The organism is Paenibacillus vietnamensis, assembly GCF_020169515.1.
GTDB classification, from domain to species: Bacteria; Bacillota; Bacilli; order Paenibacillales; family Paenibacillaceae; genus Pristimantibacillus; species Pristimantibacillus vietnamensis.
In genome coordinates this window covers 670,730-690,889 of the sequence record NZ_JAHMHW010000002.1, presented here as the reverse complement: position 1 = coordinate 690,889, position 20,160 = coordinate 670,730, and the positions used below count along the sequence as shown (strand labels likewise).

Here is a 20,160-nt window from a genome sequence, read left to right as displayed (position 1 = left end):
GAGCAACTGACTTGTAATCAGTAGGTTGGGGGTTCAAGTCCTCTCGACGGCACCATTTTTACGGGACGTAGCTCAGCTTGGTAGAGCACCTGGTTTGGGACCAGGGGGTCGCATGTTCAAATCGTGTCGTCCCGACCATTTAATCAATTCAACAATAAACACACAGCCGTTTTTATTGCGATCTTTGGGTCGTTGTGAAAACGGCTTTTTCTGTTGTTTTGGACCCATACATTCTGAAGTATTGCGAGTAAAATGCCGATAATGAGGGAACGATAGCTAAACCTGCGTCACAAATAAAGGAGGGTTTAGTCGTTGAAAGCATGTAGGTGGTTATTGGCCTTGCTGGTGCTGTACATGGGAAGCCTTGTAATTCAGCCGGCCGTTTTCGCCCAGCCGGGCGCTTACCATTTCGGTTTTAAGAAAAGTGTAAACGGTCAGCTGCCATCGATCGATCAAGAAGGATTTAAAGGGATCGTCACGAAGCACGGGGCGTTATTTTTGGGGGATACGAACAAAAAAGAGCTTTTCTTGACGTTCGATAACGGCTATGAGAATGGTTATACAACTAAAATTCTGGATGTGCTGAAACAAAAAAAAGCGCCGGCGGCTTTTTTTGTAACGGGGCACTATGTGAAGGATCAGCCTGAGCTGATCAAGCGGATGGCGCTTGAGGGGCATATCGTCGGCAATCACTCTTGGAGCCACCCGGATATGTCGCAGCTTACGGAAACGCAAATCAAGATGGAGCTCGACAAGGTCAAGGACCAAGTAACGCAGCTGACCGGCCAAGCGGAGATGCGCTATTTGCGGCCGCCGAGAGGCATATTTAACGAACGCGTTCTGGCAGCCAGCAAGCAATTTGGCTATACGAACGTATTTTGGTCGGTGGCTTATAAGGATTGGGACGTAAATGCGCAGAAGGGCTCCCAATTTGCTTACAACCAAGTGATGAAGCAGCTTCATCCTGGAGCGATTATTTTGCTGCATTCGGTGTCGAAGGATAACACGGAGGCGCTTGGCAGCATTATAGACGAAGCACGCAAACAAGGCTATGAATTTAAAAGTCTGGATGAGCTCCAAACGAATGTACGGCAGCCGTCACCGGAAGGCGGCTTGTCCGGTCAGCAAAGCTGAGCTAGGAAATAAGGACACTAGGAAACCCGCGGTGCATGAGCATCGCGGGTTTTTGAATGCGGAACTTAGTTGGCTTTTTTATGGAAGAAGGTCTTTAGCGCTTTATAAACCTCGCCTTTTTCTTTGATGACGGAGTAGATAAATTTTTTGTGATTAATGTGCTTATAAGCGGACATGAGCGTGCTGCTCCGGTTGTATTGGTTGACCTCGCCATAGCCGAACATATTGCAGCGTTCCATGAGCTGGCCGATCAGCTTTACGCAGCGCTCGTTGTCTGAAGTCAGGTTGTCGCCGTCGGAGAAGTGGAAAGGGTAAATATTCCAGTTAGCCGTCGGATATCTCGAGTCGATGACCTCAAGCGCCTTCTGGTAGGCGGAGGAACAGATCGTTCCGCCGCTTTCGCCGCGGTTGAAAAACTCCTCTTCGGTGACCTCTTTGGCTTCGGTATGATGCGCGATGAATACGATTTCGACATGCTCGTATTTACGGCGCAGGAAACGGGTCATCCAGAAGAAGAAGCTGCGTGCGCAATATTTTTCGAACGATCCCATACTTCCCGATGTATCCATCAAGGCGAGAATGACGGCATTCGATTGCGGACGGACGATTTCGTTCCAGGTTTTGTAACGAAGATCATCCGGCGAGATGCCGCCGATGCCGGCTTTTCCCGCATTCGCGTTACGGCGCAGATTTTCGATCAGAGTCCGTTTTTTGTCAATGTTGGACATAATGCCTTTTTTGCGGATCTCGTGAAATACGATTTCGGTCGTCTGCATTTGATCCTTCTGCTTTTGCTCCAAATTCGGAAGCTCCAGCTCCTCGAACAGCATATCCTCCAGCTGATCGATATTGATTTCCGTATCGACGACATCTTCTCCGGGCTGATCGCCTGCATCCTGGCCTTTGCCAGGTCCCTTTTGCGCTTGCGGATCGACCCCCAGCACATCGCCTACCTGTGAATCGCCGTCGCCTTGTCCGACGTGCTGCTTTTTGTTGTAGTTATAGATAAAATGGGATTCGTCAAGGCTCTTGATCGGCACCTTAATCGTACGGCGGCCATCGGATAATACAATGCTTTCGTCGGAAACCAGATCGGGAAGGTTTTGCTTTATAGCCTCGTGTACCTTCTCCTGATGCCTGGCTTGATCCTCATAGCCCTTGCGGTGAAGCGACCAATCCTCGCGGGATACAATAAACAGCTTTTCTGATTCCAATTCCCTCACCTCGCTTATTTCCTTGTTGTTATTCAATATATTCAGGAGCCGAGCGGTTATGTGAACGAAAAACAGCCCAATTCTAGCAATCTAGCGCGCATGCCGCTTGAGGGTTGACATTGTGTCCAATTAAATGCTCGTATTTTGATCATTGTGTATAATGAAATTTTTGAAACGTGTTATATAATATTACACACATAGTGAATGTGGTGACATTGCATCACGTTCTATCGAAAACCCCAAATAAAAATCCCCTTTCGCCGTTCAGGCGGCATTGTCTTTTCGAAACAAGCCAGTCTTATTCAAATGAAGTACGGTACAACAAAATATAGCCTTCCGCCCGAGAGCTTGGGCAAGATGATGGTGCAGTTTTGTCGAGAGTCGATTCTTTTGCAGATGAAGAGAGGAGAGCGGCAAATGGACATAAACGAAGCATCGATGGAGGCGGCAGAAAAGGAAGCGCTGCTGGAAAAGGACCGCAAATATTTGTGGCATCACATAACTCCTCATAACGATAACCCGATGGTCGTCGTCTCCGGTGAGGGCAGCTGGGTAACGGATGCGGACGGCAACCGGTATTTGGACGGCATGTCGGGGCTGTGGTGCGTCAATGTAGGGCACGGACGTGCCGAAATTGCGGATGCGGCTGCCGAGCAAATGAAAAAGATCGCTTACTCCACCTTGATTCAATCGCATGTGCCTGCCATTGAGCTTGCTTCGAAGCTGAACGAGTGGCTGGAGGGCGATTATCGGATTTTCTTCTCCAACTCGGGCTCGGACGCCAACGAGGTCGCTTTCAAGATCGCCCGCCAATTCTACCATCAGCGAGGAAAGCCGAGCAAACACAAATTTATTGCCAGACACCGGGCCTATCACGGCAATTCGATGGGAGCGCTTGGGGCAACCGGCCAAGCGCAGCGCAAGCTGAAGTACGAGCCGCTGGGGGTCGGCTTTTCGCATGTGCCGCCGCCGTACTGCTACCGCTGCCCATTCGGCAAGAAGCAGGGTGATTGCGGCATGCAGTGCGCTCAGGCTTTCGAGGACGCGATCGGATGGGAAGGCCCGGAATCCGTCGCAGGCATTATCGTGGAGCCCGTCATTACGGGAGGCGGAGTGATTGTCCCGCCGGAGGGGTATTTAGCCAAACTCAGGGAAATATGCGACAAGCATGACGTCTTGCTTATTGTAGATGAAGTCATATGCGGCTTCGGCCGTTCGGGTAAGAAGTTCGGGCATCAAAACTTCGGGGTAAAGCCCGATATCGTCACGATGGCGAAAGGGCTTACGAGCGCCTACTCTCCGTTATCCGCAACGGCCGTGTCTGCGGATATGTACGAGAGCTTCAAAGCGGGCTCCGCGGACAGCCATTTCAGGCATGTGAACACTTTTGGAGGAAACCCCGTCTCGTGCGCCGTTGCGCTCAAAAACCTGGAAATTCTGGAACGCGAGCAGCTGGTCGGGCGATCCGCCCAAATCGGGCGGGAGCTGACCAAGCGTCTCGATCCCTTAAGCGGCCATCCGCTTGTCGGTGAAATCCGGGCTTTCGGCTCGGCGCTCGGGATCGAGCTTGTCGTTGATAAATGCACGAAGGAACCTGCAGGCGCCGGTATCGTGTCCGCGATCCTCGCAGGCTGCAAGCAAAAGGGGCTGCTGGTCGGTAAAAACGGCGATACGGTACCGGGATTTAACAATATTTTGACGTTAAGCCCGCCACTATCGTCGACGGATGAGGATATCGCTTTTATAGCCGACACGCTGCTTGAAGTTTTTGCGGCCCATGAGGGAGGTTAAAGGAATGAAAACGACATCTTCATTAAGCATAAACGCCGAAAGGCTGAATGCCCGAATCGGAGAGCTGGCGCGTATCGGCAAGATCGGCGACACCGGCGTATGCCGGCTGGCGCTTTCTAAGGAAGACAGACAAGGTGTGGAGCTGGTCATGCGATGGATGGAAAAGGCGGCTATGAAGACGCGGATCGATCCGTTCGGCAATCTGATCGGAGTACTGGAGGGCCGCAATCCGGAGGCGCCGGTGCTGATGCTGGGCTCCCATATCGACTCGCAGCCCTATGGGGGCAGATTTGACGGGACGATCGGGGTGCTCGGCGCGATCGAGGCGGTTCAAACGCTGGTCGAATCGGGCATTCAGCCGGAAATGACGATCGAGGTCGTCGCTTTCTGTGACGAAGAGGGCTGCAGATTCAACAAAGGCCTGTTCGGCGTGAGGGGGATGACCGGAAAGCTGGAGCCCGGAGAGCTTGAACGAACGGATAAGCAGGGAATGACCCGGCGCGAAGCGCTGCTGGAATTCGGCTGCGATCCCGATGAAATGAAAGGTTATACGTTCCGGGAGGGGAGGATCGGAGCCTTCCTGGAGCTGCATATCGAGCAGGGGCCGGTGCTGGAAGCGATGAAGCAGCCGATCGGAATCGTCAGCGGCATATCCGGCCCGGTCTGGTGGACGGTCGAAATGACCGGCTTTGCGGGTCACGCGGGGTCGGTGCCGATGCCGATGCGCCAGGATGCGCTGGTCGGCTGCGCCAAGGTTATCGTCGGCTTAAACGAGCTTGCGGCCGAAGTACCTGGAGCTCCGACGGTCGGAACGGTAGGATCCCTGAGCGTATTTCCGGATTCGAGGAACATTATCCCGGAGAAGGTTAGCTTTACGGTCGATTTCCGCGATATGGAGCTTCAGCGCAGGAACCGTCTGGAGGAGCGGCTCCGGACGCTGATCGACGACGTATGCCGCGAGCATCGGCTCACGTACGTGATCCGCGAGGATACGAACAGCGAGCCCCGCTATTGCGCGGACTGGATCAAGGAACTGCTGGCGAAGGAGGCCGAAGGGATGTCGCTGGCTCCTCCGGAGCTGATGAGCGGTCCGTTTCACGATTCGCTTGCCATGTCCTATGTTTGCGATTACGGAATGATTTTCGTGCGCTGCAAGGAGGGGATCAGTCACAATCCGAAGGAATACGCGGCGCCGGAGGATATCGAGCTCGGGGCGGAGCTGCTGTTCCGGGCCGCGAAAAAAATAAGCGCAGGAGAAGCCAGGAGCGAGCCGCAGAATCAGGGATGATTGAAGAAATGAAACCGCAGCAGGCGTTTGGTAACGAATGTTGAATAACCCAGCCTTTCAATAAACGCGAGGAGGACCATGCATGGGTGACAGCTTGAGCGCAAACGGTGCGGGTCTGTCGGCCGAAGAGCTGCGGCGGAATTTTGCCGAGGTGAAGCCGGGAATGCGCCCGAAGGAAGCGATAGAAGAGTCGAACCGCTGCTTGTACTGTTATGATGCGCCATGTATTAAGGCATGTCCTACGGGCATAAACGTTCCGTCTTTTATCAAAAAAATCTCGACGGGAAATATGCTGGGCTCGGCACGCGCGATCATGGACGCGAATCCGGTTGGCGCCAGCTGCTCGCGGGTATGCCCGACGGAGGAGCTGTGCGAGGGGGCGTGCGTGCTGAATCATTCGTCCAAGCCGATCCGGATCGGCGATTTGCAGCGGTACGCCACGGACTGGGCGATCGGGAGCGGCAAGACGCTGTTCCAGGCGGGGCCGGGAAACGGGAGGTCCGCAGCCGTCGTCGGAGGCGGCCCGGCGGGCCTGTCCGCGGCGCGCGAGCTTGCCCGTTTCGGCTTCTCCGTGACGGTATTTGAAGCGAAGGAGCAGGCCGGAGGCCTTAATACGTACGGTATCGTATCCTTCCGTCTGCCGCAGAGCATTTCGCTCTGGGAGGTGGAACAAATAAGGAAGCTTGGCGTCGATATCCGCACAGGCATAAAGGTTGGAGAAGACGTCACTGTGCAAGAGCTGTTGGAGCAATTTGACGTAATTGTTCTCGCAATAGGAATGTCAAAGGTGCCTATGCTTGGTATAGAGGGCGAGCAGCTGGACGGTGTCTACGATGCGATCGATTTTGTGGAAGCGACCAAAACGGAGCTGACGGAGGAAATGGCCGGCAAGCGCGTCGCCGTCATCGGGGCCGGCAATACGGCGGTGGATGCGGCGACATGCTCGGTCAGGCTCGGAGCGGCGAATGTGAAAATGGTATACCGCAGATCAAGGGAGGAAATGACGGCTTACGATTTTGAATTCGAATTTGCAAAGCAGGACGGGGTCGAGTTTGAATGGCTGTCGATGCCCGTACGAATAATCGGCGACGGAGAGGGCAAGGTCACGGGGCTGGAATGCGTCAGAATGCGTCTCGAGCCCGCGGAGGACGGGGGCAGAAGGCGCCCGGTCCCGGTGGAGGGCTCCGGTTATACGCTCGAAGTGGACGCCGTCATTAAAGCGATCGGCCAGACACGCTATCTGCCGTTGATCGAGCAGCTGGGCATCGAGCATAAGCGCGGCATCGTCACTGTAGATCCGGTTACGTTTCAGACGTCCAATCCGCGTATTTACGCGGCGGGAGACGTTGTATTCGGAGACGGGCAGGGCGAAGCAATGGTCGTCTCCGCCGCCCAGCAAGGGAAACTTGCCGCCTATTCGATCCATCAAACGCTGGTTGAAAGGAGGGAACGGCATGGCTGATTTGCGCATCCGTCTGGCAGGCATATCTTCGCCGAATCCGTTCTGGCTGGCGTCGGCACCGCCGACCAATACGGGCTATCAGGTCCAGCGCGCATTTGAGGCGGGCTGGGGAGGCGCTGTATGGAAAACGCTTGGCGACCCGATCATCAATACGTCCTCCCGATTTGCGGCGGTCCATTTCAACGGCCAGCGCGTTGCGGGCTTCAACAATATCGAGCTGATCACCGACCGGCCGCTCGAGGTGAACCTGGAGGAAATCTACGAAACGAAAAAAAGGTTTCCCGGCCATGCCTTGGTCGTATCGCTCATGGTCGAGCCGAAGCGTGAAAAGTGGCATGAGATCGTGAAGAAGGTGGAAGCCGTCGGAGTAGACGGCCTGGAGCTGAACTTCGGCTGTCCGCACGGGATGGCGGAGCGGGGAATGGGCTCGGCGTCCGGGCAGCAGCCCGATCTGGTCGAAATGCAGACCATGTGGGCGAAGGAGGCGGCGAAAACGCCTGTCATCGTTAAGCTGACGCCCAATATTACAGACATCACGGCAACGGCCAAAGCCGCGGCGAGAGGCGGAGCGGACGCGATCTCGCTTATTAATACGATCAATTCGCTGGCCGGCGTGGATCTCGATACGTGGAACACGGTGCCTCATGTCGGCGGCAAGGGGGCGCACGGCGGCTACTGCGGGCCTGCCGTAAAGCCGATCGCGCTGAATATGGTGGCGGAATGCGCCAGAAATCCGGAGGTGGGCATTCCGATTTCCGGCATTGGCGGCATTTCCAATTGGCGCGACGCGACCGAGTTTTTGCTGATGGGCTCGACATGCGTGCAAGTTTGCACCGCGGCGATGCATCACGGCTTCAGCATCGTGGAGGATATGATCGACGGCCTAACTAATTATTTGGACGAAAAAGGGCTGGCATCCGTGAACGAGCTGATCGGCAGATCGGTCGGCCGTTATTCCGATTGGGGCGATCTGGATCTCAATTATGCAGTCGTCGCGCGCATCGACCGAGACAACTGTATCGTCTGCAACAAATGCCATATCGCCTGTGAAGATACGTCGCATCAGTGTATCGAACGCCATACGGACGACAGCGGCGCAGCTTATTTGCTGGTCCGCGAGGAGGATTGCGTCGGCTGTAACTTGTGCTCGATCGTTTGTCCGGTGGAGGGGGCCATATCGATGATCGAGGTGCCGTCATCCGATCCGCCGCTCAGCTGGAATCAGCGCCAGGCGGCGATTACGGCGATTAACCCGGACAACGGCGGGGACGATTCCGGCGAGAAGGAGGCGGTATAAGGATGAAGGCAAAATTAATCAAAAACGGAACGATTGTTACGGCGGCGGACACTTATAAGGCGGATGTGCTGATTAAGGACGGGAAAATCGCCCAAATCGGCTTTGACATGGAACCCGAGGCGGACGAGATCATCGATGCCGCCGGCAAGCTGCTATTTCCTGGAGGAGTAGATCCGCATACGCATCTGGATATGCCGTTCGGCGGGACGGTGACGGCGGATGACTTTGCGACGGGGACGATCGCGGCGGCATTCGGCGGGACGACGACGATTGTCGATTTCTGCCTGACGGGCAAGGGCAAGCCGCTTCGCGAATCGATTGAGGAGTGGCATGCGAAGGCGGCCGGAAAAGCGGTTATCGATTACGGCTTTCATCTGATGATCGGGGAAATAAACGACGACGTCCTGGCGGAGCTGCCCGTAATTGTGAAGGATGAAGGCATTACGTCGCTCAAGGTATTCATGGCATACAAAAACGTGTTCCAGGCCGATGACGGTACGTTATTCCGTACGATGCTGGCCGCGAAAGAGCTTGGCGCGATGGTGATGGTGCATGCGGAGAACGGCGACGTGATCGCTTATTTGATCGAGCAGGCGCTGAAGGAGGGTAGGACGGAGCCGATCTACCATGCGCTGACGAGGCCTTCTGTCATTGAAGGCGAGGCGACGGGCCGGGCGGCCAAGCTGGCGGCTCTGGCAGGAGCGCGGCTATATGTCGTGCATGTGACCTGCGAGGAGGCGGTGCGGCAAATTACAGAGGCCCGAAGCCTGGGCGCCGACGTATGGGGCGAAACCTGTCCGCAGTATTTGGTGCTGGATCAATCCTGTCTGGAAAAGCCGGACTTCGAGGGGGCGAAATATGTCTGGTCGCCGCCGCTGCGGGAGCCTTATCACCAGGAATCGCTGTGGAACGCGCTGAAGAGCGGGCAGCTGCAAACCGTCGGCTCCGACCATTGTTCGTTTAATTTTGACGGCCAGAAGGATCTTGGACTCGGCGATTTCAGCAAAATTCCGAACGGCGGACCGATTATCGAGGACCGCTTATCCCTGCTTTATTCCGAGGGGGTAGGCAAGGGGCGCATCACTCTTAATCAGTTCGTCGAGATGATCTCGACACGCAGCGCGAAGCTGTTCGGCTTGTTTCCGCGGAAGGGGACGATCGCGATCGGAAGCGATGCGGATATCGTCATCTTCGACCCGGAGGCGCAGCGCGTGATCTCGGCGGAGTCGCATCATATGAACGTAGATTACAATCCGTTTGAAGGGATCTCCGTAAAGGGGGTTCCGGTGAGCGTGCTCAGCAGAGGGGAATTCGTCATCCGCGACCGTCATTTCGTAGGCCGGAAGGGCGCCGGACGATATTTGAAGCGGACGCCCTACATCGAGACGGATATCGCGGCACGGGCAGCCAAATCCCAGGTTAAGCATTAATGCCAAAGGAGGGAGCCGCATGACGGCCTACGGGCAATTCATCGAGGAGCGGGACAAAATTGACGCATTCGTCCGTTTGCAATACCGGATCGCGGCGGTGCGGGAGGATTTGAGCGGCGCATGGCTGACGCTCGAGCATCCGGGCGGCGACCGGACGGAGCTGCTTGTCCGGACGGCGGATGCGCGGAAGCATTTGGCCAATGTGCTGATCCGGCAGTCAGGCGTTTCCCGGCCGTAAGCTCAGGAGCCTGAGCGGGCCGCCCGCAACAACGCTACTTAATCGTCCCGTGCACGTATTCGTAAGAGCACAGCGCCAGCTCCACGGCCAGTCTCTTATCCGGCTCCATGTAGTCGTCGCCTAGCAGAGCTGCCAGCTTATCCAGTCTGTGATAAAGCGTCTGCCTGGCGATGTGGAGAGCTTTTGCCGTATCCTGCTTGGAGCCGGAATGGGCCAGGTAAATTTTGAGCGTTAGCAGCAGCTGCCCGTTCTTCTCCCGGTCGTAATTCACAATGGCACCTAAATATTCATCCATCAATGCGGGAAGCGCATCGGCTTTCTTGAGCGCGTAAATGATTTTGCGCAAATGCAGATCGCTGTAAAAGGGGGATGGAAGCGGGCCGAGATCCTTCTGGATCGCCAGCGTTTCCTTTGCCGTTAGGTAGCTTTCGGAGATATTCGAAAGCTGCGCCATATAGCAGCCGATTCCGACAACAGAAGAGAAGAGCGCCGCCTCCTGATGCCGCTCCGTCTTCCTCAGCCGGTCGACCGCCCTCATTACACGTTCCTTGAAGGTAGCGGCGCCCAGTTGGTCGATCATAATAAACACAATTTCATCCTGAAGAGTGAGCGGCAGCAGCAGAAGGCCTTCCCCTTCGAAGATGGAGCGCGCGACCATGTTCTTCTGAATGAGCGCGGAGCCGTCGTGTACCGGGGCCGCTCCCCCGTCCGCCGGGGGATATTCGAACAGGCATACCGCTGCGCCGGTCAGCTTGGAGTTAGGCTTATAGGCGCCGAGATAGGCACGGATATCTTTGGTGGAATGTTTGCCGTTCAGCCAATCGATCGCCCACAAATCGTCCTTGTGGCGCCGCCGTTCCTCCATATACTTCGTACGCATCATCTCCTGAGCAATCGCCGTAGCGCACCGGTCAAGCGCCAGGATTTGAAATTCGCTGAGCTCCTGTCCGGAATGAATCAGCAAATCGGCGAACAGATGGTCCAGCGCCAAGATCGGACGGTGGGCAATCGAGCTTTTCGTCTGCGCCGTTTCCAGCATTTTTCCATAAATCCATTGTTCAAAAAATTGATCGGCTTTGGCGCGCGGCAGCTGCGGAACGAATACCGCCTCGGCGCCGTGAGGGAAAAAAGCGGTTTGGGCACCCGTCGTTTGATGAAGCAGCCGCAGCAGGGGCAAGATCCCTTTGCCGGAGAGAAGCAGCTGGTTCAGCTCCGCCGACAGCGCCTCCAGCTCGGATACCATACGATGGTGCTGATGGATGAAATGGGCATGCAAATCCTGGGTAATATCGATGTAGCGGACTTCTTCGTGGAAAAAAATAAGGGGAAAGCTTTCACGCATGGCCAGCTCCTTCATTTTGCCGAAAGGCCGTTTCGCATAAGTGCCAAGCTCGATGCATAAGCCGGAAGCTCCGCTGTCAATCAGCTGCCTTACGAAGGAGAGGCTCAGCTCCTCGTCGTCGTGCCAGCCGATTCCCGTACTCAGAATGAGCTCATGGCCGTTTAACAAATGGCCGACCTGGATTACCTCCATAATGTGGACCCATTTGACAGTCCGGTTAAGCGCGGCTTCATTTGCGAACGCTTCTGCCTTCCGGAATAAGGGACGATTCAAAATGTCTTTCACAGTCAGCTGCAGCACGGTTTTCACCAAAGGCAGTCACCTTCCTTACCGGATTAGTTGCGATATGCTTATTGCTTGAATTCTAAGATTATAAAGTTCCACATTATATGTACTTAGAATTCTTCGCGAAACGAAAGCTGATCTGCCAAAAGGATGGCATCAGCCGTTTACGCTTGATTATACAAGATGTCCGGCCCCTTGTGCGGAAAATTTGTGCAGATTGGAGCTGAGCGAAGATGGCGATGGAACCGGAATCGACGAGTAATACGGGGCCGCTGCGCAATTTGATCGGCGGCAAATGGACCGCTGCGACCGGAGGGCAGACGGAGGCCGTGTTTAATCCCGCAACAGGCGCGGTGCTTACGCATGTCCCGATGTCCGGGAAGGCCGAGACGGAAGCAGCGGTCAGGGCGGCCAGGGACGCATTTCCTGCCTGGAGCAAGACGCCCGTACCGCGCCGCGCCAGAGTGCTGTTCCGTTATTGGCAATTGCTGCAGGAGCATGCCGAAGAGCTGGCCGGACTGATTACCTCCGAAAACGGCAAAAGCATGAAGGAGGCGCTCGGCGAGGTGCAGCGGGGCATCGAGAACGTGGAATTCGCCGCAGGCGCTCCTTCGCTCATGATGGGCGAGACGCTGGCCAATATTGCGACGGATCTCGATTCGGAGCTGTTTCGCGTGCCTCTTGGCGTAGTCGGCGGCATAACCCCCTTCAATTTTCCGATGATGGTGCCCTGCTGGATGTTTCCGCTTGCGATTGCCCTTGGCAACACGTTTGTCCTGAAGCCATCCGAACGCACGCCGCTTACCGCAAATCGGCTGGCCGAGCTGCTTCAGGAGGCGGGGCTGCCGGACGGAGTGATGAACGTTGTGCACGGCGGACGGGACGTGGTGGATGCGCTGACCGGAGAAAATGACGTAAAGGCCGTTTCCTTCGTAGGGTCGCAGCCTGTAGCCAAATATGTGTACAGTCGCGCTGCCGCTAACGGGAAGCGGGTTCAGGCGCTGGCGGGCGCCAAAAATATTCATATCGTCATGCCAGATGCGCATATAGGCAAAACGGTGGAGAATATAATCGCCTCTTCGTTAGGAAGCGCCGGGGAGCGCTGCATGGCTTGCTCCGCGGTCGTCGCGGTCGGTGACGGAGCCGGCTTCATCCAGGCTTTGCAGGAGGCGGCCGGTAATATCGTGATCGGCTCCGGCGTGCTGGAGGAGTCTGTGCTGACGCCGGTCATCCGGGAGGAGCACCGCGCGCGCATCGAATCGTTCATCGCGGCCGGCGAGTCCGAAGGGGCGAAGCTGCTGCTGGACGGCAGGCTGGCCCCGGCCCGCCAGGCGGAAGGCTACTTCCTGGGACCGACGATCTTCGATGAAGTGAAGCCGGAAATGACGATCGCGACCGAGGAAATTTTCGGACCCGTTCTGTCGGTGCTGCGGGCTGCGGATCTGGATGAAGCGATCGCAATCGTTAACGGCTCCCGGTTCGGCAATTCGGCGGTCATTTATACCGAGAACGCAAAAGCGGTGCGGCAGTTCCGCGAAGAAGCGGAGGCGGGAATGCTCGGGGTGAACGTCGGCGTACCGGCGCCGATGGCGTTTTTTCCGTTCTCAGGCTGGAAGGATTCCTTTTACGGGGATTTGCATGCGAACGGCAAGGATGGCGTTGCTTTCTACACGAAGCGGAAAATGATCACTTCGAGATATTTTTAGCAGAGGGAGGCGAAACAGGATGGAGATCGGGATTCCGAAAGAAGTGAAAAGCCAGGAGCACCGGATCGCCATTACGCCTGTCGGCGTCCTCGAGCTGACGCGCCAGGGCCATCAAGTGTTTATCGAAAGCGGGGCCGGCTCGGGCGCCGGCATTCCGGACGAACGTTTTGCGGAAGCGGGAGCGGTCATCGTGCCCTATGCCGAGGATGCATGGGGGAGGCAGCTGGTGCTCAAGGTGAAGGAGCCGCAGCCGGAGGAGTACCGATTCTTTCACGAACGGCTGGCGCTGTTCACCTATCTTCATCTTGCAGCCGAAGCGGAGCTGACGGAAGCCCTTGTCCGCGGCAAGGTAACGGCGATTGCTTATGAGACCGTTCAGCTCGCAGGCGGGCAGCTTCCGCTGCTGACGCCGATGAGCGATATCGCCGGACGCATGGCAGCGCAAATCGGAGCGAGGTTTCTGGAAAAGGCCGCAGGCGGCAAAGGCCTGCTGATGGGAGGCGTGCCCGGCGTAAGGAAAGCGAAGGTGTCGATTATCGGCGGCGGAGTCGTCGGAACGGGAGCAGCGCAAATTGCGCTTGGGCTCGGCGCGGAGGTGGCGATTTTGGATACCGATCTCGACCGGCTGCGCAGCCTGGACGAACGGTTCGGAGGACGGATTCAGACGCTCGCCTCCACCTATAGCCAAGTCGCCGAGTCGGTGGCTTCCTCCGATCTTGTTATCGGCGCGGTGCTCATTCCCGGTGCGCGCGCGCCGAAGCTCGTGAAGGAAGCGTCGGTGAGCGCTATGGGCAGCGGCTCGGTTATCGTAGACGTAGCGATCGATCAGGGCGGCATCTTCGAAACGGTGGACCGGATGACGACGCATGCCGCTCCTGTGTTCGAGAAGCACGGAGTGCTGCATTATGCGGTCGCCAACATGCCGGGAGCTGTCCCTCAGACGGCAACCGCCGCGCTGACGAATGCGACGCTGCCGTACGTCGTTTCGATTGCGAATGCCGGCGTGAAGGCGGCTTTGCTTGGCAACGCGGCCCTCGGCAAAGGCTTGAACACGACGGCGGGCTGCGTAACCCATGAAGCCGTCGCGAAAGCTCATGGCTTCGCCCATTCCGCGCTCGGAGAAGTACTGCAAACGATGACGGCATAATGAGGAAAACGGTCTCGACGGGCGGCCGCCGATTTTTGGAGTATATAGAAGAAAAGAATCTAAACGTTCGTTAGGGGCGCTTAGGTTCTTTTTTTATTGGATGAAACGACAATTTCTGGTTCGTTGATCAGCTTGAAGAGATACGTTCCAGATTTTCTCCAATTCCGGAATTGCCGGCAGTCCGGGCCGCAAGCCGACTAGTGAATCCGAGGCTGACTATTGCCCTAGCGTCTATGAGATGCGAGGGGGATTTGCGCGCCCGGCCGCGCACTAGCCGCCGCGGTTCCGCGAGTGGTAAGATAGATGATAGGACTTTTGTATTCGACATTCAAGATTACTAGGCAAGATAGGAGTGGAAACGAGTGAAGCTGTTTCATACCGCGGACTGGCATTTGGGCAAGCTGGTTCAAGGCGTATATATGACGGAAGACCAGCGTTACGCGCTTCAGCAGCTGCTGGAGGCGATCGAAGCGGAGAGGCCGGATGCGGTCATTATCGCAGGCGATTTGTACGACCGCGCCGTTCCGCCGACGGAGGCGGTCGAGCTGCTGGACGAGCTGCTCGAGCGTATCGTAATCGGTTTAAATACGCCGGTGCTGGCGATATCGGGCAATCATGATAGCCCGGACCGTATCAGCTTCGGCACAAAGCTGATGGAAAGCCGCGGTCTATATCTGGTCGGGCAGCTTAAAGCGGAGCCGGAGCCTGTCGTGCTTCGCGATGCCGGCGGCGAAGTGCATTTCCACCTTATCCCATACGCCGACCCCGCACAGGTTAGGCATCTTCTCGGGGATGAGACGATCCGGACGCATGACGATGCGATGCGGGCCGTCGTTAAGGGACTCGAAGCCCGTATGGATCCGGCTGCCAGACAGGTGTTCGTCGGGCATGCTTTCGTAACGGCTTCCGGCGAGCCCGCCGCAAATACAAGCGAATCCGAGCGCCCGCTGGCCGTTGGAGGCGCGGAGCATGTGAGCGCCGCCTATTTCGAGCGTTTCCATTATACGGCGCTCGGTCACTTGCACCAGGCGCATTTTGTCCGGAACGAAACGATCAGGTATGCAGGCTCGCCGTTAAAATATTCGATTTCCGAAGAAAACCACGTGAAGGGCTTTTATGTCGTGGAGCTGGACGAATCGGGGGCCGTGCACATCGAGAAGCGCGAGCTTAAGCCGCTGCGCAACCTGCGAAGGGTGACCGCTTCGATCGAGGAGCTTGAGAAGCACGAGCCGAACGAGGATTATGTGTTCGTGACGCTGCTGAACGATAACCCGGTGTTGTTTCCGATGGAGAAGGTGCGGGCGGTATATCCGAATACGCTGCATGTGGAACGCCGCGCGGCATCGCTTGCCGGAACGGATGGAGCGGCTGAAGAGGCGGGTTCCGGGGGCCGGCGGGAAGCTGACCCGATTGAGCTGTTCGCCGCTTTTTATCAGGAGGTAAAAGGACAGTCGCTTTCGGAAGCGAAAAAAAGGATATTTGCGGAGTCCTATGCGGAGCTGCTGCGAGAGGAAGGGGGTGCCGTATGAAGCCGCTAAAGCTGACGATGACGGCCTTCGGTCCGTACCGCGATACGGAGACGGTCGATTTCCGGGAGCTGGAGGACCGCCGGCTGTTCGTCATATCCGGCAATACGGGAGCGGGCAAAACCTCGATTTTTGATGCGATTTGCTTTGCGTTCTACGGTACGGCCAGCGGCGAGGACCGTTCCGACCCGCGGATGCTGCGAAGCCACTTCGCAGGGGAAGAGACGCATACCGCCGTCGAATTCGAATTTGCCATCGGACGCAAATCGTATTCGGTGCTTCGCCAGATGCCGCACCGCAAAGGCGGGAACAAAAGCGAGACCGGCGGAAAGGCCGAGCTGTACGAGACGACGGGCGGACAAGCCGTGCCGGCGGTAGACCGATTCACCGTATCCGATGTAAATGCCAAGCTGGAAGCGCTGATCGGGCTGACGAAGGAGCAGTTCAGCCAGATTGTCATGCTGCCGCAAGGGGAATTCCGCAAGCTGCTGACGTCCGATACGGATAATAAGGAAGAGATTTTGCGGCGCATTTTCCGAACGGAGCTTTATGAAAGACTGGAAGGAAGCTTCCAGCGTAAAAACCGGGAGCTGCAGGAACAGCTGAAGGAAGGCAGGGCGGCGACTGCGGCTTATATCAATCAAGCCAGAGAGGCGCTGCCCGAGCGCGGGGAAAGCGGGCTGGCGCGCACGTTCCTGCAGGAGGTATACAGTCCTGCGCAGGTCGTCGAAGCGCTGGAAGCGGAGCATGCTTATTATCGCGAGGCCGCCGGTCAAGCGGAGCGGCGCAAGGCGGAGCTTGCGGCCTGGATCGAGCAGCAGGAAGCAGCGCTCAGGGAAGCATCGGCACTGAACGCCAAGCACGACGAGCATGATCAGAAGCAGCTCAGGCTCGGGCAGCTGCATGCGCGCAGCGAGGAATTCGCGGGCAAGGAGCAGCGGCTCCTGGTGGCCGACAAAGCGGCCCGCCTGGCCCCTTACATGGAGCAGGCCCAGCGGGCCAAGACGATGGCCGATTCGAAGCGGAACCAGCTTGCGGCCAGGCAGGCGGAGCTGGACGGGGCGGCCGCTGAGCACGCTTTGGCCGAAGAGCGGCATCGCGCAGAGGAAGGCCGGGAGGAGGAACGACGGTCGGCCGAGCGAGAGTACAGCCGTCTTGCGGAGCTGGTGCCGGTCGTGAAGACGCTCGCAGCGCAGCAGCAGGCGATCGATAAGCTGCTGGCGGAGGAGAAAAGCTGTGCTGCGGAGCTGGCGGCCAATGAGGCGGCGCTGAACAGGCTCCGCGAGGAGAAGCAAGCGGGGAGCGCTTCGATCAGAGCCGCGGAGCTGGAAACGGCGGGGCTTGCGGACAAGCTTGAACGGCTCCGCATGATCGAGCAGCAGGGCAAGCAGCTGAAGCGTATAGTCGACACGGAGAAGGAGCTGGCGCGGATAGCGCAGCTGGAGGCTGAATTTACCCGGCAGTACGAGAGGAAAAAAGCAGAGCACGACCGGTTGGAGGCATCCTGGATCGAGGGTCAGGCTTCCTTGCTGGCCGCGCATCTGCATGACGGTAAGCCTTGTCCGGTATGCGGCAGCGTCAGTCACCCCGGCAAGGCGGATACGGCCGCAAAGGTCGCTTCCCGCGAGCTGCTGCAGCAGGCAAAGGAGGGGCTGAGCGCAGCGGAGCGGGAGCTGCTCGGAGCAAGAGCGCAGGCGGCCGCCTCGCAAGCCGCCCGTGAGGAAGGGCTGCGGGAGCTGACCGAAGCCGGCTTGCAGGCGACGGAGCTGGAGGAGCAGCGTTCCCGGCTGCTGCGGGAATGGAAGGCCGTCAAGGAGGAAGCCGACCGGCTTCAGGCCAAGGCCAAGCTGCTGCCGGAGCTGAAGAGACGGGCCGAGGAGCAGGAGCAGGCGCTCGAGCGTCAGCTTGCCGCCAGGGAACGCTTGCAGCAGGAGCAGCAGCGCCGCATGGTGGAACGGGCGTCCGGCCAATCGGCGCTGCAGAAGGAGCTTGACCGCATTCCCGAGGAGCTGCGGTCCGAGAGCCGGCTGGCGGCCAAGCTTCGTGAAGTGAAAGAGGCAAGCGAACGGCTGGCGGCTGCATGGAAGCAAGCGCAGGAGCGGCTGGGCCGGCTGGCGGCGAAGCTGGCGGAGCAGAAGGCTTATGCGGAGCAGGCGAAGCTGCAGCTGGAGGAAGCGGAAAGCGAGTTCAGGCAGGCCGAGTCCCGGCAGCTGGAAGAGCTTGCAAAAGCCGGTTTCGCGGATGAGACGCAGTACAGGGAGGCCGCGATGACGGATGCTGCGCGTGCTGCCTTAAAGGAAGAAATCGAGGCGTACCGCTCGGCTTGCGCTTTGCTGGTTCAACAGCTGGCGGAGCTCAAAGCAGCGCTTGCAGGGAAGGACAGAATCGCGCTGGACGGCCTGCAGGAGCGTCTGGCGGATATGAAACGCGACCTGGAGCAAGCGATCGCTTCCGAGCAAGCCTTTCTCAGGACCGGACAGGAGGCGGAGCGGCTTGCGGCTTCGATCGGCCGCGCTCATCACTCTGCGAAGGAGCTGGAGGCAAGGCTGGAGGAAGTCATGGACATCTACCAGATGCTTAAAGGCGACAATGCGCTAAAAATATCGTTCGAACGGTACATTCTGATCGAGTTTCTGGAGCATATTCTGCATGCGGCGAATATCCGGCTTCGCGGGCTTTCGAACGGTCAGTTTACGCTGAAGCGAAGTGACCGCCTCGAAACGCGCGGCAAGCAGAGCGGCCTGGGACTGGACGTTTATGACGCGTACACGGGGCAAAACCGTGACGTCAAAACGTTGTCCGGCGGCGAGAAGTTTAACGCTTCCTTATGTCTCGCGCTGGGGATGACCGATGTCATCCAGGCCCATCAAGGCGGCGTTTCGATTGAGATGATGTTTATCGACGAAGGCTTCGGCTCGCTTGATGAAGAGTCGCTTCAGAAGGCTGTGACTGCGCTGGTCGATTTGCAAAAGGCGGGACGGATGATCGGAGTGATTTCTCACGTGCAGGAGCTTAAGGATGCTTTTCCGGCCTGCCTGGAAGTGAAGAAGACGAAGGAAGGCTTCAGCCGCACGGCCATTTCGTTGAAATAGGGCTCTTTTGTTGCACAAAAAAAGCCTGCTTCCATTCCCCGGACCGATCCGAGAGAAATGGAAGCAGGCTTGTCATGCGGCAGCTAATCCGGTGGAGTCCCGCGTCCGTTAAACGGCGCCGGCCGCTCCCAGAGCCATGCCGACGACAACCAAGCCGACCGCGCCGACAACGAGAATGCCGTTCAGAATGATGCCGATTACGCTGAAAACTTTTTTGCGGTTTTTGGAGAACGCACCGATTATGCCGAGGATGAGGCCTATGAAGGCTACCCCGATCGACGCGAGCATACTTAATCCGGCCAGCATGATCGGAACGATCGCATCTTCGCCGATTGCATCCATGATGGCGTTCGGATCCTCGGGGGATTCCAGCAGCAGCTCTTCGTTGCCGACGATTTGGTCGGCGAATGCGGCGCCGAATGCGATGGCGACAATAATCAGCACGACGGCAACCAAGGCTAATACGAAGGAAGCGATGCCGAGGCCGGATTGCTTCGCCGGAGCTTCCTGTGGAGGAAACGGATTGGAGAAAACCGGCCTGCCTCCGTAAGGATCTTGCCCGGAGCGCGGTCCGGCTTCGTCATTTGTATCGGTGAACCGCTCTTTGTTCAAATCAATCGGATCATTACGGTCATTATCCATCTAGATCTTCTCCTTTTCCAAAATAAAACATGCCGAGTACGGTAAAATTATACACAATGCCGAAAGGAATGAAAACCATATGTTTCCTAAATATTTTGCAATCGGGGCCATCAATGCGGCGCTAGCCATCGCCCTCGGCGCTTTCGGGGCCCATGGTCTGGAGGACAAAATCAGCGAGCATTATTTGGACGTATTCGAAACGGGCGTCCGCTACCATATGTACAGTGCGTTAGGCCTTATGCTCCTATCACTGCTCGCCAAGCAGCTCGGAACGGCCAAGCTCGTTCATGCAGGCGGCAGGCTCATTCTGGCAGGCGCCGTTATATTCAGCGGGAGCCTGTATATATTGGCGTTGACCAGCTACAGCAAGCTCGGAGCGATAACGCCGCTCGGCGGCGTTGCCATGCTGGCGGGTTGGATTTGCGTCATTACCGCTGCGCTGAAATCGAAAGCCGACTAAACGATAACGCTCCGTATAAGTATTTTATCAACAATATTCGCAGATATGTAACAGAAACCGGTTACTTATTAGCAAATTTTTCTATGACGAAACGCGTCCATCGTTT

General features: G+C 57.1%; 15 protein-coding genes and 1 tRNA gene. 13 read left to right on the top strand and 3 right to left on the bottom strand.

Annotated elements, in window-relative coordinates; genetic code table 11:
• Positions 1 to 61 precede the first annotated feature (61 nt).
• Both KP806_RS08320 and pdaA read left to right on the top strand, forming a co-directional pair.
• Positions 62 to 138: transfer RNA gene (locus tag KP806_RS08320), tRNA-Pro, on the top strand.
• 216 nt (positions 139 to 354) lie between these two features.
• Positions 355 to 1,134 carry a delta-lactam-biosynthetic de-N-acetylase gene (pdaA, locus tag KP806_RS08315; RefSeq protein WP_224723125.1) on the top strand — a complete coding sequence of 260 codons (780 nt, stop codon included), beginning with the start codon at positions 355 to 357 and terminating at the stop codon, positions 1,132 to 1,134.
• Positions 1,135 to 1,199: 65 nt separating this feature from the next.
• On the opposite strand, the gene yhbH is transcribed toward pdaA, so the two are convergent.
• Complete coding sequence (gene yhbH, locus KP806_RS08310; RefSeq protein WP_263575605.1) at positions 1,200 to 2,348, bottom strand: sporulation protein YhbH; 1,149 nt, start codon at positions 2,346 to 2,348, stop codon at positions 1,200 to 1,202.
• A 417-nt stretch (positions 2,349 to 2,765) separates the two neighbouring features.
• Here yhbH and KP806_RS08305 point away from each other — a divergent pair, with 417 nt between their 5' ends.
• From KP806_RS08305 to KP806_RS08280, 6 genes are all read left to right on the top strand, one after another.
• A complete protein-coding gene (locus KP806_RS08305; protein WP_318153513.1) occupies positions 2,766 to 4,139 on the top strand; it encodes an aspartate aminotransferase family protein in 1,374 nt (457 codons plus the stop codon).
• A 4-nt stretch (positions 4,140 to 4,143) separates the two neighbouring features.
• Positions 4,144 to 5,427 carry a M20 family metallo-hydrolase gene (locus KP806_RS08300; RefSeq protein WP_224723086.1) on the top strand — a complete coding sequence of 428 codons (1,284 nt, stop codon included), beginning with the start codon at positions 4,144 to 4,146 and terminating at the stop codon, positions 5,425 to 5,427.
• Between the two features lie 82 nt (positions 5,428 to 5,509).
• Complete coding sequence (locus tag KP806_RS08295; RefSeq protein ID WP_224723085.1) at positions 5,510 to 6,889, top strand: NAD(P)-dependent oxidoreductase; 1,380 nt, start codon at positions 5,510 to 5,512, stop codon at positions 6,887 to 6,889.
• Complete coding sequence (gene preA / locus KP806_RS08290; RefSeq protein WP_224723084.1) at positions 6,882 to 8,186, top strand: NAD-dependent dihydropyrimidine dehydrogenase subunit PreA; 1,305 nt, start codon at positions 6,882 to 6,884, stop codon at positions 8,184 to 8,186. The genes KP806_RS08295 and preA overlap by 8 nt, the downstream gene beginning before the upstream one ends.
• A 2-nt stretch (positions 8,187 to 8,188) precedes the next feature.
• Positions 8,189 to 9,616 carry a dihydropyrimidinase gene (gene hydA / locus KP806_RS08285; RefSeq protein ID WP_224723083.1) on the top strand — a complete coding sequence of 476 codons (1,428 nt, stop codon included), beginning with the start codon at positions 8,189 to 8,191 and terminating at the stop codon, positions 9,614 to 9,616.
• 19 nt (positions 9,617 to 9,635) lie between these two features.
• Positions 9,636 to 9,854: a hypothetical protein gene (locus KP806_RS08280; protein WP_224723082.1), complete on the top strand. Its 219-nt coding sequence runs from the start codon at positions 9,636 to 9,638 to the stop codon at positions 9,852 to 9,854.
• Between the two features lie 34 nt (positions 9,855 to 9,888).
• Here the strand turns inward: KP806_RS08280 and KP806_RS08275 are convergent, their stop codons facing one another.
• Positions 9,889 to 11,505, bottom strand: coding sequence for a PucR family transcriptional regulator (locus tag KP806_RS08275; protein ID WP_224723081.1), 1,617 nt, complete (start codon positions 11,503 to 11,505; stop codon positions 9,889 to 9,891).
• A 209-nt stretch (positions 11,506 to 11,714) separates the two neighbouring features.
• Between KP806_RS08275 and KP806_RS08270 the strand changes: the two genes are divergently transcribed.
• The 4 genes from KP806_RS08270 to KP806_RS08255 all read left to right on the top strand — a co-directional run bounded on the left by KP806_RS08270 (position 11,715) and on the right by KP806_RS08255 (position 18,952).
• Complete coding sequence (locus KP806_RS08270) at positions 11,715 to 13,187, top strand: CoA-acylating methylmalonate-semialdehyde dehydrogenase (protein ID WP_318153512.1); 1,473 nt, start codon at positions 11,715 to 11,717, stop codon at positions 13,185 to 13,187.
• A 19-nt stretch (positions 13,188 to 13,206) separates the two neighbouring features.
• Positions 13,207 to 14,334, top strand: a complete 1,128-nt coding sequence (ald, locus tag KP806_RS08265; protein WP_224723080.1) for an alanine dehydrogenase — start codon at positions 13,207 to 13,209, stop codon at positions 14,332 to 14,334.
• Between the two features lie 362 nt (positions 14,335 to 14,696).
• Positions 14,697 to 15,863, top strand: a complete 1,167-nt coding sequence (locus KP806_RS08260) for an exonuclease SbcCD subunit D (RefSeq protein WP_224723079.1) — start codon at positions 14,697 to 14,699, stop codon at positions 15,861 to 15,863.
• Positions 15,860 to 18,952 (top strand): AAA family ATPase, encoded by a 3,093-nt coding sequence (locus KP806_RS08255; protein WP_224723078.1) that lies wholly within the window; start codon positions 15,860 to 15,862, stop codon positions 18,950 to 18,952. The genes KP806_RS08260 and KP806_RS08255 overlap by 4 nt, the downstream gene beginning before the upstream one ends.
• Positions 18,953 to 19,060: 108 nt before the next feature.
• Here KP806_RS08255 and KP806_RS08250 read toward each other — a convergent pair whose 3' ends face one another.
• Complete coding sequence (locus tag KP806_RS08250) at positions 19,061 to 19,594, bottom strand: hypothetical protein (RefSeq protein ID WP_224723077.1); 534 nt, start codon at positions 19,592 to 19,594, stop codon at positions 19,061 to 19,063.
• Between the two features lie 79 nt (positions 19,595 to 19,673).
• On the opposite strand from KP806_RS08250, the gene KP806_RS08245 reads away from it, so the two are divergent.
• Positions 19,674 to 20,054 carry a DUF423 domain-containing protein gene (locus KP806_RS08245; RefSeq protein WP_224723076.1) on the top strand — a complete coding sequence of 127 codons (381 nt, stop codon included), beginning with the start codon at positions 19,674 to 19,676 and terminating at the stop codon, positions 20,052 to 20,054.
• The last annotated feature ends 106 nt before the right edge of the window (positions 20,055 to 20,160 follow it).

What these genes read in the sequence shown, in the direction of transcription:
- pdaA (WP_224723125.1), top strand. Translation starts at nt 355, where the DNA reads ATGGGAAGCCTTGTAATTCAGCCGGCCGTTTTCGCCCAGCCGGGCGCT.
- KP806_RS08305 (WP_318153513.1), top strand. Translation starts at nt 2,766, where the DNA reads ATGGACATAAACGAAGCATCGATGGAGGCGGCAGAAAAGGAAGCGCTG.
- KP806_RS08300 (WP_224723086.1), top strand. Translation starts at nt 4,144, where the DNA reads ATGAAAACGACATCTTCATTAAGCATAAACGCCGAAAGGCTGAATGCC.
- KP806_RS08295 (WP_224723085.1), top strand. Translation starts at nt 5,510, where the DNA reads ATGGGTGACAGCTTGAGCGCAAACGGTGCGGGTCTGTCGGCCGAAGAG.
- preA (WP_224723084.1), top strand. Translation starts at nt 6,882, where the DNA reads ATGGCTGATTTGCGCATCCGTCTGGCAGGCATATCTTCGCCGAATCCG.
- hydA (WP_224723083.1), top strand. Translation starts at nt 8,189, where the DNA reads ATGAAGGCAAAATTAATCAAAAACGGAACGATTGTTACGGCGGCGGAC.
- KP806_RS08280 (WP_224723082.1), top strand. Translation starts at nt 9,636, where the DNA reads ATGACGGCCTACGGGCAATTCATCGAGGAGCGGGACAAAATTGACGCA.
- KP806_RS08270 (WP_318153512.1), top strand. Translation starts at nt 11,715, where the DNA reads ATGGCGATGGAACCGGAATCGACGAGTAATACGGGGCCGCTGCGCAAT.
- ald (WP_224723080.1), top strand. Translation starts at nt 13,207, where the DNA reads ATGGAGATCGGGATTCCGAAAGAAGTGAAAAGCCAGGAGCACCGGATC.
- KP806_RS08255 (WP_224723078.1), top strand. Translation starts at nt 15,860, where the DNA reads ATGAAGCCGCTAAAGCTGACGATGACGGCCTTCGGTCCGTACCGCGAT.
- KP806_RS08250 (WP_224723077.1), bottom strand. Translation starts at nt 19,594, where the DNA reads ATGGATAATGACCGTAATGATCCGATTGATTTGAACAAAGAGCGGTTC.
- KP806_RS08245 (WP_224723076.1), top strand. Translation starts at nt 19,674, where the DNA reads ATGTTTCCTAAATATTTTGCAATCGGGGCCATCAATGCGGCGCTAGCC.